The 13,894-nt window shown below is 72.1% G+C and carries 12 protein-coding genes, 1 pseudogene and 1 riboswitch; of the genes and pseudogenes, 11 read left to right on the top strand and 2 right to left on the bottom strand.

Features of this window, described 5'->3' with window-relative positions:
- The first annotated feature begins 31 nt into the window (after nucleotides 1–31).
- From kdgD to bluB, 11 genes and pseudogenes are all read left to right on the top strand, one after another.
- Nucleotides 32–946, top strand: a complete 915-nt coding sequence (gene kdgD, locus G5C66_RS04305; RefSeq protein ID WP_165109733.1) for a 5-dehydro-4-deoxyglucarate dehydratase — start codon at nucleotides 32–34, stop codon at nucleotides 944–946.
- 39 nt (nucleotides 947–985) lie between these two features.
- A complete protein-coding gene (locus G5C66_RS04300) occupies nucleotides 986–2,479 on the top strand; it encodes an aldehyde dehydrogenase (NADP(+)) (protein WP_165109732.1) in 1,494 nt (497 codons plus the stop codon).
- Entirely contained in the window at nucleotides 2,476–3,813 is a 1,338-nt protein-coding gene (locus G5C66_RS04295) for an enolase C-terminal domain-like protein (RefSeq protein WP_165109731.1), read from the top strand. The genes G5C66_RS04300 and G5C66_RS04295 overlap by 4 nt, the downstream gene beginning before the upstream one ends.
- Entirely contained in the window at nucleotides 3,803–4,594 is a 792-nt protein-coding gene (locus G5C66_RS04290; RefSeq protein WP_165109730.1) for a sulfite exporter TauE/SafE family protein, read from the top strand. The genes G5C66_RS04295 and G5C66_RS04290 overlap by 11 nt, the downstream gene beginning before the upstream one ends.
- A gap of 77 nt (nucleotides 4,595–4,671) precedes the next feature.
- The gene (locus G5C66_RS04285) at nucleotides 4,672–5,517 is read left to right on the top strand and encodes an ion transporter (protein ID WP_165109729.1); all 846 of its coding nucleotides are present in this window, start codon (nucleotides 4,672–4,674) and stop codon (nucleotides 5,515–5,517) included.
- A 61-nt stretch (nucleotides 5,518–5,578) separates the two neighbouring features.
- Nucleotides 5,579–7,021: an aldehyde dehydrogenase family protein gene (locus tag G5C66_RS04280; RefSeq protein ID WP_165109728.1), complete on the top strand. Its 1,443-nt coding sequence runs from the start codon at nucleotides 5,579–5,581 to the stop codon at nucleotides 7,019–7,021.
- Between the two features lie 41 nt (nucleotides 7,022–7,062).
- Nucleotides 7,063–7,264: riboswitch (cobalamin riboswitch) on the top strand.
- 55 nt (nucleotides 7,265–7,319) lie between these two features.
- Nucleotides 7,320–7,508, top strand: a pseudogene (locus tag G5C66_RS25815) (nitrite reductase); the annotation flags it as partial.
- Nucleotides 7,509–8,201: 693 nt separating this feature from the next.
- Complete coding sequence (locus G5C66_RS25810) at nucleotides 8,202–8,810, top strand: precorrin-8X methylmutase (RefSeq protein WP_338144074.1); 609 nt, start codon at nucleotides 8,202–8,204, stop codon at nucleotides 8,808–8,810.
- Nucleotides 8,807–10,408 carry a precorrin-3B C(17)-methyltransferase gene (gene cobJ / locus G5C66_RS04270; protein WP_165109726.1) on the top strand — a complete coding sequence of 534 codons (1,602 nt, stop codon included), beginning with the start codon at nucleotides 8,807–8,809 and terminating at the stop codon, nucleotides 10,406–10,408. The genes G5C66_RS25810 and cobJ overlap by 4 nt, the downstream gene beginning before the upstream one ends.
- Complete coding sequence (gene cobM / locus G5C66_RS04265; protein WP_165109725.1) at nucleotides 10,405–11,169, top strand: precorrin-4 C(11)-methyltransferase; 765 nt, start codon at nucleotides 10,405–10,407, stop codon at nucleotides 11,167–11,169. The genes cobJ and cobM overlap by 4 nt, the downstream gene beginning before the upstream one ends.
- Nucleotides 11,169–11,783 carry a 5,6-dimethylbenzimidazole synthase gene (gene bluB, locus G5C66_RS04260; protein ID WP_165109724.1) on the top strand — a complete coding sequence of 205 codons (615 nt, stop codon included), beginning with the start codon at nucleotides 11,169–11,171 and terminating at the stop codon, nucleotides 11,781–11,783. Before cobM ends, bluB begins: the two co-directional genes overlap by 1 nt.
- Here the strand turns inward: bluB and G5C66_RS04255 are convergent.
- On the bottom strand, nucleotides 11,745–12,485 hold the full coding sequence (locus G5C66_RS04255) for a hypothetical protein (RefSeq protein WP_165109723.1): 741 nt from the start codon (nucleotides 12,483–12,485) through the stop codon (nucleotides 11,745–11,747). The genes bluB and G5C66_RS04255 overlap by 39 nt on opposite strands.
- A gap of 212 nt (nucleotides 12,486–12,697) precedes the next feature.
- Nucleotides 12,698–13,894: a precorrin-6y C5,15-methyltransferase (decarboxylating) subunit CbiE gene (cbiE, locus tag G5C66_RS04250; RefSeq protein ID WP_206443718.1), complete on the bottom strand. Its 1,197-nt coding sequence runs from the start codon at nucleotides 13,892–13,894 to the stop codon at nucleotides 12,698–12,700.

Genomic DNA, 13,894 nt, shown 5'->3' with positions numbered 1-13,894 from the left:
AGCAACTCTCGACATTTGAAGGACGTGACTCGTGACCGAGTACAGCCCGACCGACCTGGCCGCCCAGCTCAAGAGCGGGCTCCTCTCGTTCCCGGTCACCCATTTCACCGAGGACCTCCAGTTCGACGAGGAGGGCTACCGCAAGCACCTGAGCTGGCTGGCCGAGTACCCGGTCGCTGGCCTGTTCGCTGCCGGCGGCACCGGCGAGGGCTTCTCGCTGAACCCGGAGGAGACCGACCGGGTCGTACGCGCCGCGGTCGACGAGGTAGCCGGGGCCGTGCCGGTGCTGGCGCCGGCGACGGGCAGCACGGCCAACGCGGTGGCACAGGCGAAGGCGGCGGAGGCTGCCGGCGCCGACGGGCTGCTGCTGATGCCGCCCTACCTCACCGAGGCCGGCCAGGACGGCCTCGTCGAGCACGCCAGCCGCGTCTGCGAGGCCACCGGTCTCGGCGTGATCGTCTACAGCCGTGCCAACGCGGTGCTGCGTGACGAGGCCGTCGCGCAGCTCGCCGACCGCAACCCCACGCTGATCGGCTTCAAGGACGGCGTCGGCAACATCGAGCAGATGACTCGCACCTACGCCAAGGTCGGCGACCGGCTGACGTACATCGGTGGTCTGCCGACGGCGGAGACCTTCGCGCTGCCGCTCCTCCAGCTCGGCGTGAGCACCTACTCCTCGGCGCTGTTCAACTTCGCGCCGAAGTGGGCGATCGAGTTCTACGATGCCGTACGTGCCCAGGACCGCGACGAGGTCTACCGTCGTCTCAACGAGTTCGTGATCCCCTACCTCGACATCCGGGATCGTACGGCCGGCTACGCCGTGTCGATCGTCAAGGGCGGTCTGGCCGCGATCGGCCGGCCCGCGGGCCCGGTCCGCCCGCCGCTGACGGACCTGCGCGAGGACGAGATCGCAGAGCTGCGTGACCTCATCGCCCGCATCTCCTGACGCCGCCCGCCCCGAGACCGACCCGATAGGAAAGGCACCATGAGCTACCGCTCGATCATCGCCGGAGCCGACTCCGAGCAGCCCGACGTCGCCGCCGCCACCAGCGCCGCGGCCGAGGCCTTCGCCGGCTACCGCGCCACCTCTCCCGAAGCCCGGGCGGACTTCCTCGACGCCGTCGCCGCCGAGATCGAGGCGGCCCGCGCCGAGATCGTCGAGGCGGCCGTCGCCGAGTCGCACCTGCCCGAGGGCCGGATCAGCGGCGAGGTCGGCCGCACCACCGGCCAGCTGAAGATGTTCGCCGGCGTCGTACGCCGCGGCGACCACCTCGGCGTACGCATCGACCCGGCGCTTCCCGACCGGACCCCGCTCCCGCGGGCCGACATCCGGCAGCGCCAGATCCCGCTGGGCCCGGTGGCGGTCTTCGGGGCCAGCAACTTCCCGCTCGCCTTCTCCACCGCCGGCGGCGACACCGCCTCCGCGCTCGCCGCGGGCTGCCCGGTGGTTGTCAAGGGCCACCCGGCCCACCCGCTCACCGGCTACCTGGTCGCCCAGGCGATCACCCGCGCGGTCGAGAAGGCCGGGCTGCACGCCGGCACCTTCTCGTTCCTCCTCGACACCGACGTCAAGGGCGGCATCGAGCTCGGCCAGACCCTGGTCGTCGACCCGCGGATCAGGGCGGTCGGCTTCACCGGCTCCCGTGGCGGCGGTCTCGCGATCGTCGCCGCAGCAGCGGCCCGACCCGAGCCGATCCCGGTCTACGCCGAGATGTCCTCGATCAACCCGGTCGTCGTCCTGCCCGGCGCGCTCGAGGGGGACATCGACGCGCTCGCCACCGCGTACGTCGGCTCGCTGACCCTCGGCTCCGGCCAGTTCTGCACCAACCCCGGCCTGCTCTTCCTCCCGAGGGGCGAGGCGGGCGACACCTTCCTCGCCGCCGCGGGCCGTGCCACCGCCGAGGCCGTCGGCGGCACCATGCTGACCCCCGGTATCGCCGCCGCCTACGAGAAGGGCGTCGAGAAGCTCCGCGCCACCGACGGGGTCACCGTCGTCGGCGAGGGCGCCGCGGGGGAGACCGACGCCCCCGCGCCACAGATCGTCGAGGCGGCCCGCCTCGCCGGCGTGACCGACGAGGTCTTCGGCGCCTCCGGCGTCGTGGTCCGCTTCGACTCCGTCGAGGACCTGCTGCCCAGCCTGGAGTCCCTCGAAGGCCAGCTCACCGCGACCGTCCACGCCACCGACGCCGACAACGAGGCGGCCGCCCAGGTCGTCTCCGCGCTCGAGCTCAAGGCCGGCCGCATCCTCTTCAACGGCTGGCCCACGGGTGTCGAGGTCGGCCACGCGATGGTCCACGGCGGTCCGTTCCCGGCCACCTCCGACTCCCGCACCACGTCGGTCGGCAGCCTCGCGATCGAGCGCTTCCAGCGCCCCGTCGCCTACCAGGACGTACCCGCGGCGCTGCTCCCGGAGCCCGTACGGGACGACAACCCGTGGCACCTCGCCCGCCGCATCGACGGGGAGCTGCAGCTGCCATGAGCGCCACCACCTCTGTGCCCACCATCGCGAAGGTCGAGGTCGTCCCGGTCGCCGGTCACGACTCGATGCTGCTGAACCTCAGCGGCGCCCACGCCCCCTTCTTCACCCGCAACATCGCGATCCTCACCGACTCCGAGGGTCGCGAGGGCGTCGGCGAGGTGCCGGGCGGCGAGCCGATCCGTCGCACCATCGAGGAGGCCGCCGAGCTGCTCGTGGGGCAGCCGGTCACCCGCTACCGCAGTCTCCTGCGCCAGGTCTCGGACACCTTCGCCGACCGCGACGCCGGCGGCCGCGGTGCCCAGACCTTCGACCTGCGTACGACCGTCCATGCCGTCACCGCGCTGGAGTCCGCGCTCCTCGATCTCGCAGGTCAGGCCCAGGGTGTGCCGGTCGCCGAGCTGCTCGGCGACGGCCAGCAGCGTGACTCGGTGCCGATGCTCGGCTACCTCTTCTACGTCGGCGACCCCGACAGGACCGACCTGCCCTACCTGCGGGAGCCGGGCGCTGCCGACGAGTGGGACCGCGTGCGCCGGGAGGTCGCGCTGACCCCCGAGGCGGTCGTACGTCTCGCCGAGGCGGCCCAGGCCCGCTACGGTTTCGCCGACTTCAAGCTCAAGGGCGGCGTGCTCGCCGGCGAGGAGGAGGTCGCCGCGGTGACCGCCCTCCACGAGCGCTTCCCCGACGCCCGGATCACCCTCGACCCCAACGGCGGCTGGCTGCTCACCGACGCGGTGCGACTGCTGAAGGGCAAGGGCGACGTGCTCGCGTACGCCGAGGACCCCTGCGGCGCCGAGGGCGGCTACTCGGGGCGCGAGATCATGGCCGAGTTCAAGCGCGCCACCGGGCTGCGTACGGCGACCAACATGATCGCCACCGACTGGCGCCAGATGTCCCACGCGATCCGCACCAACGCCGTCGACATCCCGCTGGCCGACCCGCACTTCTGGACCATGTCCGGCTCGGTCCGCGTCGCCCAGCTGTGCCACGAGTTCGGGCTGACCTGGGGCTCCCACTCCAACAACCACTTCGACGTCTCGCTGGCGATGTTCACCCACGTGGGCGCCGCCGCACCAGGGGAGATCACCGCCCTGGACACCCACTGGATCTGGCAGGACGGCCAGGGGCTGACCGAGTCGCCGCTGGAGATCCGGGACGGCGCCGTCGCGGTGCCGACCGCCCCGGGCCTGGGAATCCGTCTCGACCGCGACCGGGTCGCGGCCGCGCACGAGCTCTACCTCGAGCACGGGCTCGGTGTGCGTGACGACGGCGTCGCGATGCAGTACCTGGTGGAGGGGTGGACGTTCGACCCCAAGCGCCCGTGCCTTGTCCGCTGAGCTCGTCTGGCTCCTGCTCGCCGGCATCGGCGCGGGCCTGACCGGCTCGGTGGCCGGCCTGGCCTCGCTGGTCAGCTATCCCTCCCTGCTGGCCGCGGGGCTGCCGCCGGTGGTCGCCAACGTCACCAACACGGTGGCCATGTTCGGCGTCACCGGCGGCACCATCGCGGGCTCGCGCCGGGAGCTGCGCGGCCAGGGCCGGAGGATCGCCTGGCTCGCCCTGGCCTCCTTCCTCGGCGGCGCCGTCGGCGCCGCCCTGCTGCTCACCACGCCGGCCGAGGCGTTCGAGACGGTCGTGCCCTGGCTCGTCGGGGCCGGTGCGATCCTGCTGCTGCTCCGCGACCGGATCCGGGTCTGGGCCGCGACCCTGGCAGCCACCAGGACGCCACGGCGGGATCCGCTCGACGACGACAGGCGGCGTACGGTCGGCCGAGGGTTCGCCTGGGGCGTGGCCGTGTTCGTGCTCGGCATCTACGGCGGCTACTTCGGCGCGGGCGTCGGCATCATCGCGCTCGCCGTCCTCGTCCTCGAGCGCGCCGAGGCCCTGGCGATCACCAACGCGGTCAAGAACGTCGCCACCGGCGTCGCCAACGGCACCGCCGCGATCGCGTACGTCTTCTTCGCCCCCGTCGACTGGCCTGCCGCGGTCGCCCTCGGCGTGGGCGCCATGCTCGGCGGGTTCCTGGGGCCCGCGATCGTCCGGGTCGCGCCCGAGCGCCCGCTGCGCTGGCTAGTCGGCCTCGCCGGCCTCGGGCTGGCCCTGCACCTCGCCACGACCTGACCCGCGCCGCCCCGGCCCGATAGGCTCCGGCCGCTGTCACGGAACGCAGCTCACAGTCTCAGGAGGACGAAGCGTTCATGGGTCCGAGCAACATCTCGGCGCGCGATCGGGTGCGTGCGCTGGTCGACAACGACACCTTCCAGAAGGTCATCATCGGCGTGATCATCGTCAACGCGGTGGTGCTCGGCGTGGAGACGATGGTGCCCGAGCACCTCGCCCACGAGCTGGCGCTCTTCGACAGCCTGCTGCTCGGGGTCTTCGTCGTCGAGTTGGTGCTGCGGCTGGTGGCGTACGGTCCGAGGTTCTTCCTCGACCCGTGGAACATCTTCGACACCGCGATCGTGGCGATCGCGCTCGTGCCGGCCACCGGGCCTATGTCGGTGCTGCGGGCGCTGCGGATCCTGCGCGTGCTGCGCCTGGTCAACTCGGTCCCGTCGATGCGCCGCGTCGTCGACGGCCTGATCGCCGCGATGCCGGGGATGGGTTCGGTCGCAGCGCTGCTGGTGCTGATGATGTACGTCGCGGTGGTGATCTCGACCAACCTCTACGGCGAGATCGCGCCCGAGTACTTCGGCGACCTCGGCACCAGCGCGTTCACGCTCTTCCAGACCATGACCGGCGAGGCCTGGCCCGACATCGCCCGCGAGGTGATGGCCGAGGACCCCTCGGCGTGGATCTTCTTCGTCGTCTTCATCCTGGTGATGACCTTCGCTGTCCTCAACCTCTTCCTCGCCGTCGTCGTCTCCGGCATGGAGAGCGTCGAGAGCCTCACCAAGCACGAGGAGGAGAACGACGCCGAGCAGATGGAGATGCTGGCCTCGCTCCGCGAGGAGATGAAGGCCGTACGCGAGGAGCTGGCCTCCACGCGGGCCGAGCTGCGGGGCGTGGGCGTGGGGGCCGCCGGCGACGAGGTCCAGATCTGACTTCCGCTGGGCGGAATCATGCCCTGGCCGCGGTGTGGCGCCGGTCATAGCCTCGGGCGACATGAGCATCTGGGACGAGAAGATCTTCGACGGAGCCTTCGTGCCCGGCGGCGCCGGGACCATGGCGGTGACGGCCCCCGCGACCGGGGAGACCATCGCCACGATCGGGCAGGCCGACGTCACCGACCTCGACAAGGCGGTCGCGACCGCCAAGCAGGCGCAACGCGCCTGGGCCGCCCTGCCTTACACCGAGCGCGCCGCGGTGATGACCAAGGCGGCCGCCATCCTCGAGGCCGATCCCGACCGGCTGACCCGCTGGCTGGTGCCGGAGGCCGGGTCCGGCCAGGGCAAGGCCGGCTTCGAGGCGATGCTGGTGACCTCCGAGCTGAGCGCGGCCGCGGCGCTCGCCGCCCAGCCGTACGGGCAGATGCTGCGCAGCATGAAGCCGCGGGTCTCGATCGGGCGGTACGTCCCGGTCGGTGTCGTCGGCGTGATCAGCCCGTTCAACTTCCCGGCGATCCTCTCGATGCGCTCGGTGGCTCCGGCGCTGGCGCTCGGCAACGCGGTCGTGCTCAAGCCGGACCCGCGTACCTCGATCTCCGGCGGCCTCGCGCTCGCCGAGATCCTCGCCGAGGCCGGGCTGCCCGAGGGGCTGCTGCACGTGCTGCCGGCCGGCGCCGAGGTCGGTGCCGCGCTGGTCGCCCACCCGGACGTGCCCTGCATCTCCTTCACCGGCTCCACCGCCGCCGGTCGCAAGATCGGGGAGGCCGCCGGGCCGCTGCTGAAGAAGGTCCACCTCGAGCTCGGCGGCAACAACGCGCTGCTGGTGCTGCCCGACGCAGACATCGACGCGGCGGCCTCCGCCGGCGCCTGGGGATCCTTCCTCCACCAGGGCCAGATCTGCATGACCACCGGCCGTCACCTGGTCCCCCAGGACAAGGTGGAGGAGTACGCCACCAAGCTGGCCGCCAAGGCCGAGGCCATCCCGGTCGGCGACCCGACCGACCCGGCCAACGCGCTGGGCCCGATCATCGACGAGCGGCAGCTCAAGAGCGTGCACGACATCGTCGAGGGCACCGTCGCAGCAGGTGCGCGGCTGCTCGCCGGCGGCACCCACGACGGGCTCTTCTACCGTCCGACGGTCCTGGCCGACGTACCCCTGGACAGTCCGGCGTTCAGCCAGGAGATCTTCGGCCCGGTCGCCCCGGTCGTGGGCTACGGGAGCGTCGAGGACGCGATCGAGATCATCAACTCCTCCGAGTACGGTCTCTCGGTCTCGCTGCTCACCGCCAACCCGTTCAAGGCCTTCGAGCTCGCCGACCGGATCACCTCGGGCGCGGTGCACATCAACGATCAGACCGTCGACGACGAGGCCGTCGCCCCGTTCGGTGGCGCCAAGGCGTCCGGAGTCGGCGGCCACTTCGGCACCTCGGCCAACCTGGACACCTTCTGCGACATCCAGTGGGTCACGATCCAGTCGGAGATCGAGCGCTACCCCTTCTGAGCGTCGTGACCAGGCTGACTGCCGGTTCGGCGCCGACGCCAGGTAGTCTCGCCCTGCCAGTCGTACTCCATCCTGATGGGGTCAGGGAACCCGGTGAGAGTCCGGGACTGACGCGCAGCGGTGAGGATGACGGGCGGGGCACGCTCCTCCTCCGGGAGGGCAGCCACTGGAGCCTGGCTCCGGGAAGGCGCTCCGCTCCGATCGATTCCGAGTCCGAAGACCTGCTGGCTCTGGCGGCGCCCGCCGCCAGGTCACCACGTGCCCCGCGGAAGGGCACCTGACCAGAGCAGGTGTGGCGATGTCCCGAGTCCGAACCGACCGGTGCCCAGGAGTCGGCCGTCCATGGCCGGCTGACGACGGTCTGCTGGTGCGGCTGCGCCTGATCGGTGGGTCTGTCTCCACCGCCTCGCTGCTGTCGCTGGTCTCCGTCGCGGAGACCTACGGCGACGGTCGGGTCTACCTCACCGGCCGCGCCAACCTGCAGGTGCGCGGCCTCCCCGTGGGTGAGGACGGCGGTCTTCCCGGTGAGGTGCTCACCGCGCTGAAGGCGACCGGTCTGGTGCCGGCGCAGACCCACGAGCTCGTACGCAACGTGATGGTCTCCCCGCAGACCGGTCTCGCCGGGGGACGGGCCGACCTGCGCGGCGTCGCCGCGTCGCTGGACCGGCTGCTGTGCGCCTCGCCGCGGCTGGCCGCGCTGCCCGGGCGTTTCCTGTTCGTGCTCGACGACGGTCGCGGCGACCTGGTCTCGCGCGAGTGTGACCTCGGGCTGGTGGCGCTCTCGGAGACCGAGGGGCAGCTGCGGGTCGGCGACTCGTGGGGGCCGGTCGTGCCGCTCACCGAGGCCGCCTCCCGGTTGATCGCGCTCGCCTCGCGCTTCCTGGACGTACGCGGCGAGGGGCCGTCGGCGCCCTGGCACGTCGACGAGCTCGACCGCCTGCTCGTCGAGCCGGTAGAGGCCGACGCGCGGATGCCGGCGGAGTCTCCCGAGCTGGGGTTCGGCGAGGTGCCCGGCGGTGAGCACCTCGGTTTCGCCGAGGGGGCCCTGGACCGGGCCGCCGTCGAGGCGTTGGCGGAGCGGGCGCCCGCGGTCGTGGTGACGCTGTGGCGCGGCGTACTCGTGCCTGCGCCGCAGGTCCGTCCGACCCGGCGCTACGACTACATCGACCAGGGACCGGCGATCTACGTCGACTCCTTCGCGACCATCCGGCGCGAGGCGGATCTCTCCGCGGTGCCCGCGGACGCCGAGCGGCTCGCGGTGCGGATGATCCACGGCAGCGGTCAGGTCGATCTCGCCGCCGACCTGGTCATCCACCCCGGCCTGGTGAAGGCCGCGCGCGGTGCGCTGGAGGCCGGCGCGCCGATCCTGTGCGATGCGACGATGGTCGCGACCGGGGTCACCCGCAGCCGTCTCCCGCGCGACAACGAGGTGCTCTGCATGCTCGGCGACGACCGGGTCCCCGCGCTCGCCCGCGCCTGGGGGACGACTCGCACCGCCGCCGCGTTGTCGCTGTGGGAGCCCTACCTCGAGGGTGCTGTGGTCGCCATCGGCAACGCCCCGACGGCGCTCTTCCACCTGCTCGAGATGATCCTCGACGGCGGTCCGCGGCCGGCCGCGATCGTCGGCTGCCCGGTCGGCTTCATCGGCGCCGCCGAGTCCAAGGAAGCGCTCGCCTCCTTCGCCGACGACCACGGTATCGACATCCCCTACGTCACCGTCCGGGGCCGCCGTGGCGGCTCGGCGATGACCTCGTCCGCACTCAACGCACTCGCCCAGGAGCAGGAATGACCGGCCCGACCCCCGGACGGTTCACCGTCGTCGGCATCGGCCCGGGCGACCCCGAGCTGATCACCCTCAAGGCCGCCCGGCTGATCGGGGCGGCCCCGGTGGTCGCGTATCACGCCGGGGTGCGCAAGCAGTCCCACGCTCGCCGGATCGCGGCCTCGCTGATCCCTTCGGGGGCGATCGAGGAGGAGCTGCGCTACCCGGTCACGACGGGAACCACGACCCACCCCGGCGGGTACGTCGGTGCGATGGCCGAGTTCTACGAGTCCTGCGCGGTCCGGCTCTCGGCCCACCTCGACGCCGGTCGCGACGTGGTCCTGCTCGCCGAGGGCGACCCGCTCTTCTACGGCTCGTCGATGTATCTCCACGACCGGTTCAAGGAGGTCTACGAGACCTCCGTCGTGCCGGGCGTCCCGGCCTTCGCGGCCGCCACCGCTGCCGTCTCGACTCCGCTGGTGCGGCAGACCGACGTGCTCACGGTGCTCCCGGGCACGCTGCCCGAGCCCGAGCTCGCCCGGCGTCTGGCCGACACCGAGGCCGCCATCGTCATGAAGCTCGGCCGGACCTTCCCGGCCGTACGCTCCGCGCTGGAGGCCGCCGGACGGCTCGAAGGTGCCTGGTACGTCGAGCGTGCCTCGCAGCCCGAGGAGCGCTGGCTGCCGGTCGCTGATGTGGACCCGTCGTCGGTGCCGTACTTCTCGCTCATCGTGGTCCCTGGCGACTCGCAGCCGACCGCTGGTCGAGCCGGAGTCGTGAGGGACGAACGACTCCGTGTCGAGACCAACACGGTCGAATCGAGCGCGTCAGGGGACCCTGTTGGTCTCGACACGCCTCCGCCTAGAGGCTCCGGCGGCTCGACCAGCGGTGGCGCCGGGGAGGTGCTCGTGGTCGGGCTGGGGCCCGGACCCGACCGGTGGTTGACGCCCGAGGTGAGCGCGGCGCTGGCGGAGGTCGGCCACGTCGTCGGTTACGCGCCGTACGTCAACCGGGTGCCGCAGCGCGCCGGGCTGCAGCGGCACGCGTCGGGCAACACGGTCGAGGTCGACCGGGCCCGGCACGCGCTGGACCTGGCGCTCGCCGGGGAGCGGGTTGCGGTCGTCTCCGGCGGCGACGCCGGGGTCTTCGGGATGGCCTCGGCCGTCTTCGAGGCGGCTTCGGACCCGGCCTATGCCGACGTGCGCGTCACCGTGCTGCCCGGCGTCAGCGCCGTCCAGGCGGTGGCGGCACGGGCGGGCGCGCCGGTGGGGGCGGACTTCGCGGTCATGTCCCTCTCGGACCGGCTCAAGCCGTGGTCCGTCGTCGAGGACCGGCTGCGCGCGGTTGCGGCGGCCGATCTGGTGCTGGCGATCTACAACCCCGCCTCGCGCTCGCGCACCGAGCAGATCGGCCGGGCTCGTGACGTACTCCTCGAGCAGCGCAAGCCCGACACCGTCGTCATCGTCGGGCGCGACGTCGGGCGGGCCGAGGAGTCGCTGACCGTGACCACCCTCGGCGAGCTGGATCCGGCGACCATCGACATGAAGTGCCTGGTCATCGTGGGGGCGAGCTCCACCCGGGTGACCGCGGCCGGGCAGGTCTGGACGCCGAGGTTCGTGCTGTGACCACCCAGCAGACCACCCAGCAGACCGTCCACTTCGTAGGCGCCGGCCCCGGCGCCGCCGACCTGCTGACCGTACGCGCGACCCGCCTTCTCGAGGCTGCCGACGTCGTGCTCTATCCCGGCACCTACCTCGACCCCGAGGTCCTGGCGCACTGCAGCCCGGAGGCCGAGCTGGTCGACACCCAGAAGCTCGACCTCGACCAGATCGTCGGGACGATCGTCGCTGCCCACCGCGACGGCAAGCAGGTCGTACGCCTCGTCTCCGGCGATCCGTCGGTCTACTCCGCCGTGGCGGAGCAGACCCGTCGCCTCGATGCCGCCGAGGTGCCGTGGGACGTGACGCCCGGGGTGCCGGCCTACGCGGCGGCAGCCGCGCTGGTGGGACGGGAGCTCACCGTCCCGCTGGTGGCCCAGTCGGTGGTCCTCACCCGCACCCAGGCCCGGTCGACGGCCATGCCGGAGGGGGAGTCGCTGGCTGCGTACGCCGCCACCGGTGCCACCCTGGTGCTCCACCTGGCGATCCGGCGCACCCGCGAGCTGATGGCCGAGCTGCTGCCGTACTACGGACCGCAGTGCCCGGTCGTGGTCGTCTACCGCGCCAGCCAGCCCGAGCAGCAGGTGCTGCGCGGGACGGTCGCGACGATCGCCGATGCCGTCGAGGAGGCCGGCCTGCGCCAGGCCGCCGTCATCCTCGCCGGGCCCGCGCTGGCCCGCGACGGTGGCGAGTCGTTCCTCTACGACGCTGCCCGGGTGCGTGCCTGATGGACCTCTACGACGCCATCAACCGCCGCCGCGACACCCGCGCCGAGTTCACCGGCGAGCCGGTCGCCCCGGACGTACTGGAGCGCGTCCTCTCCGCCGCCCACGCCGCCCCGAGCGTCGGGATGTCGCAGCCGTGGGACTTCGTGCTCGTACGCGACGCCGACCGCCTCGAGCGCTTCCACGCGCACGTCGCGACCGAGCGCGACACCTTCGCCGCCACGCTGTCCGGCGAGCGTGCGGAGACGTTCTCCCGGATCAAGATCGAGGGCATCCGCGAGTCCGGGCTGGGCATCGTGGTCGGCTACGACCCGAGCCGTGGCGGGCCCAACGTCCTCGGCCGCCACGCCATCGCAGACGCCGGCCTCTACTCGGTCGTCTGCGCCATTCAGAACCTCTGGCTCGCCGCCACCGCCGAGGGCCTCGGCGTCGGCTGGGTCAGCTTCTACCGCGAGGAGTTCCTGCGCGACCTGGTCGGCATGCCGGAAGGCGTACGCCCCGTCGCCTGGCTCTGCGTCGGTCATGTCGAGGATCTGCCTGATGTCCCCGACCTGGAGCGCTTCGGCTGGCGCCACCGCTCACCGCTCTCGAGCGTCGTCCACGACGAGACCTTCTAGCCTGCGGGCCAGGGCCCGGTGTCGACCGGTCGAGTAGAGGTGCTTCAGGAAGCGCTCTTCCTCCAGTTGGTCGTAGTAGTACATGCTGAGCGGGTCGGCGCGTGACGGCGTCGAGTTGAGCGCGCCCCACAGCGTCCAGGTCGCGCCGTTCTCGATTGGCAGCCAGGTGTCCTCGAACTCCGAGAACCAATCGCCGGGTGGGCCGAGCACGAGGCTGGCCGGCGGGAGGCGTCGGTTCTGTGCGCGGTTGGATCTCGGCTGGCCGGATGGCTGGTCGGGCGGCTGGTCGGCGGCCTCGTGCGAATTCTCATAGCCGGTGATCTCCGCGCCGAAGACGACCCAGGCGCCGAGCGTAGCGAGGAACGGCACCGGGAGCCGGGGACGCATCTGGTGGTAGGCGAGCGAGGGAAGGTACCAACCCGTCGAGACGTCTGCGCGCTGTTCCTCCCAGGTGGCGCTGAGGTCGAACGGTCTGGTGCGGCCGATCCGCGCGATGAACGGCTGATGTCGGTCGAGGGCCTCATCAGTGCTGCGTGGCCGGGCGAGGAGCTGCTCGACCGCGTTGCTGTCGTACCGGTATGCCGAGCCGACTCGACTGCGCGGGCCGGCGAGTCCAGACTGCAGGATGCGCAGCGCCTGGTTGCGGCCCAGGAGGTGGACCTTCGCGAGGCGCTCACAAGCCTGCTGCGTGGTGATCAGCATTCGATGACGCTAGGTCGGGGACCACCGTGGCGTCCATCGCATACCGGTCGGCGCATCCCGGCCGGGCGACGGCAGCGATAGAGGTCTACCCGTACTTTTGATAGAGGAAACTGGCTTGTGAAGCTTTCACAAGCCAGTTTCCTCTATCAAAAGTACGGCGGTGGCACCTGTTCGCCTAGACCGGCGATGGACCGGCCGCTGGCCACCGGGGATCAAGGGTTGGCCGCGAATGCCCACTGCGTGACGGTGCGTGCAGGCGTCCAGCCGGTGAAGGAACCGATCGAGGAGGTCGTCTCGACGGCGATACGGGTGAGCTCACCGCCACGATTCTTGTAGAGCCCTGCGAGGAGTTGTTCGGTCTCGAGAGTGACGCCGTGGACGACGATGCGGCCGCCCGGGGGGAGCGCGGCGAGGCAGGCGTCGACGACCCCGGGGCGGGTCGCGCCACCGCCGATGAAGATCGCATCCGGGGCAGGAAGGCCGGCCAAAGCATCGGGGGCGCGGCCCTCGACCACGTGCAGTCCAGGCACCCCGAGGCGGGCGGCGTTGCGGGCGATCCGGGCGGCTCGCTCGGGGCTGGCCTCGACCGCGGTCGTGGTGCAGGAGGGGTGCGCCCGCATCCACTCGATGCCGACCGAGCCGGCCCCGGCGCCGACGTCCCACAGGCGCTCGCCCGGGGTCGGTGCCAGGCGAGCCAGGGCCGAGGCCCGCAGGTCGCGCTTGGTCAGCTGGCCGTCGTTCTCGAAGACGTCGTCGGGGAGGCCGGCGGTCCAGCCGAGCGCAGGCGCGCCGGTGCAGTCGATCGCCACGATGTTGAGGCGCGGGGACTCGCCGTCCCAGGCCGAGGCGGTCGCGGTCCGGGCCGTTTCGGCCTCCGCCCCCAGATCGCCCAGCACGGTCATCGTGGACGCTCCGAACCCGGCGGTGACCAGCAGGTTCGCGATCGAGGCGGGGGTCGACTCGTCCGAGGAGAGGGCGAGGATCCGGCGGCCGGGGGCGAGCTCGCGAGCGACCAGCGACACGTCCCGGCCGACCAGGCTCACGGCCACGCAGGACTCGGCCGGCCAGCCCATCCGGGCGCGGGCGAGGGCGACGGACGAGACCGCTGGCTCGATGCGTACGTTCTCCCGGCCCAGGAGCGAGATCAGGGTCGTGCCGATGCCGGAGACCAGCGGGTCGCCTGAGGCCAGCGCGACGACGGTGGCGTCGGTCGGGAGCGACCCGAGCAGCGTCGGGAGGCCCTCCCGCAGCGGCGAGGGCCAGGCCTCGCGCCGCTGTCCGGAGACGTCCGGGACGAGGTCGAGATGACGCTTGCCTCCGAGGAGGACTGCGGACTCCCGGATCAGCTGCTGGTGACGTACGGGAATCTCGTCCCAACCTCCGGCACCGATGCCCACCACGACGATCAT

This window comes from Nocardioides turkmenicus, assembly GCF_011045035.1.
GTDB classification, from domain to species: Bacteria; Actinomycetota; Actinomycetes; order Propionibacteriales; family Nocardioidaceae; genus Nocardioides; species Nocardioides turkmenicus.
This window is presented reverse-complemented; position numbering and strand designations above follow the sequence as displayed.

What these genes read in the sequence shown, in the direction of transcription:
- cbiE (WP_206443718.1), bottom strand. Translation starts at nt 13,894, where the DNA reads ATGATCGTCGTGGTGGGCATCGGTGCCGGAGGTTGGGACGAGATTCCC.
- bluB (WP_165109724.1), top strand. Translation starts at nt 11,169, where the DNA reads ATGGACCTCTACGACGCCATCAACCGCCGCCGCGACACCCGCGCCGAG.
- cobJ (WP_165109726.1), top strand. Translation starts at nt 8,807, where the DNA reads ATGACCGGCCCGACCCCCGGACGGTTCACCGTCGTCGGCATCGGCCCG.
- G5C66_RS04280 (WP_165109728.1), top strand. Translation starts at nt 5,579, where the DNA reads ATGAGCATCTGGGACGAGAAGATCTTCGACGGAGCCTTCGTGCCCGGC.
- G5C66_RS04295 (WP_165109731.1), top strand. Translation starts at nt 2,476, where the DNA reads ATGAGCGCCACCACCTCTGTGCCCACCATCGCGAAGGTCGAGGTCGTC.
- G5C66_RS04300 (WP_165109732.1), top strand. Translation starts at nt 986, where the DNA reads ATGAGCTACCGCTCGATCATCGCCGGAGCCGACTCCGAGCAGCCCGAC.
- G5C66_RS04255 (WP_165109723.1), bottom strand. Translation starts at nt 12,485, where the DNA reads ATGCTGATCACCACGCAGCAGGCTTGTGAGCGCCTCGCGAAGGTCCAC.
- G5C66_RS04285 (WP_165109729.1), top strand. Translation starts at nt 4,672, where the DNA reads ATGGGTCCGAGCAACATCTCGGCGCGCGATCGGGTGCGTGCGCTGGTC.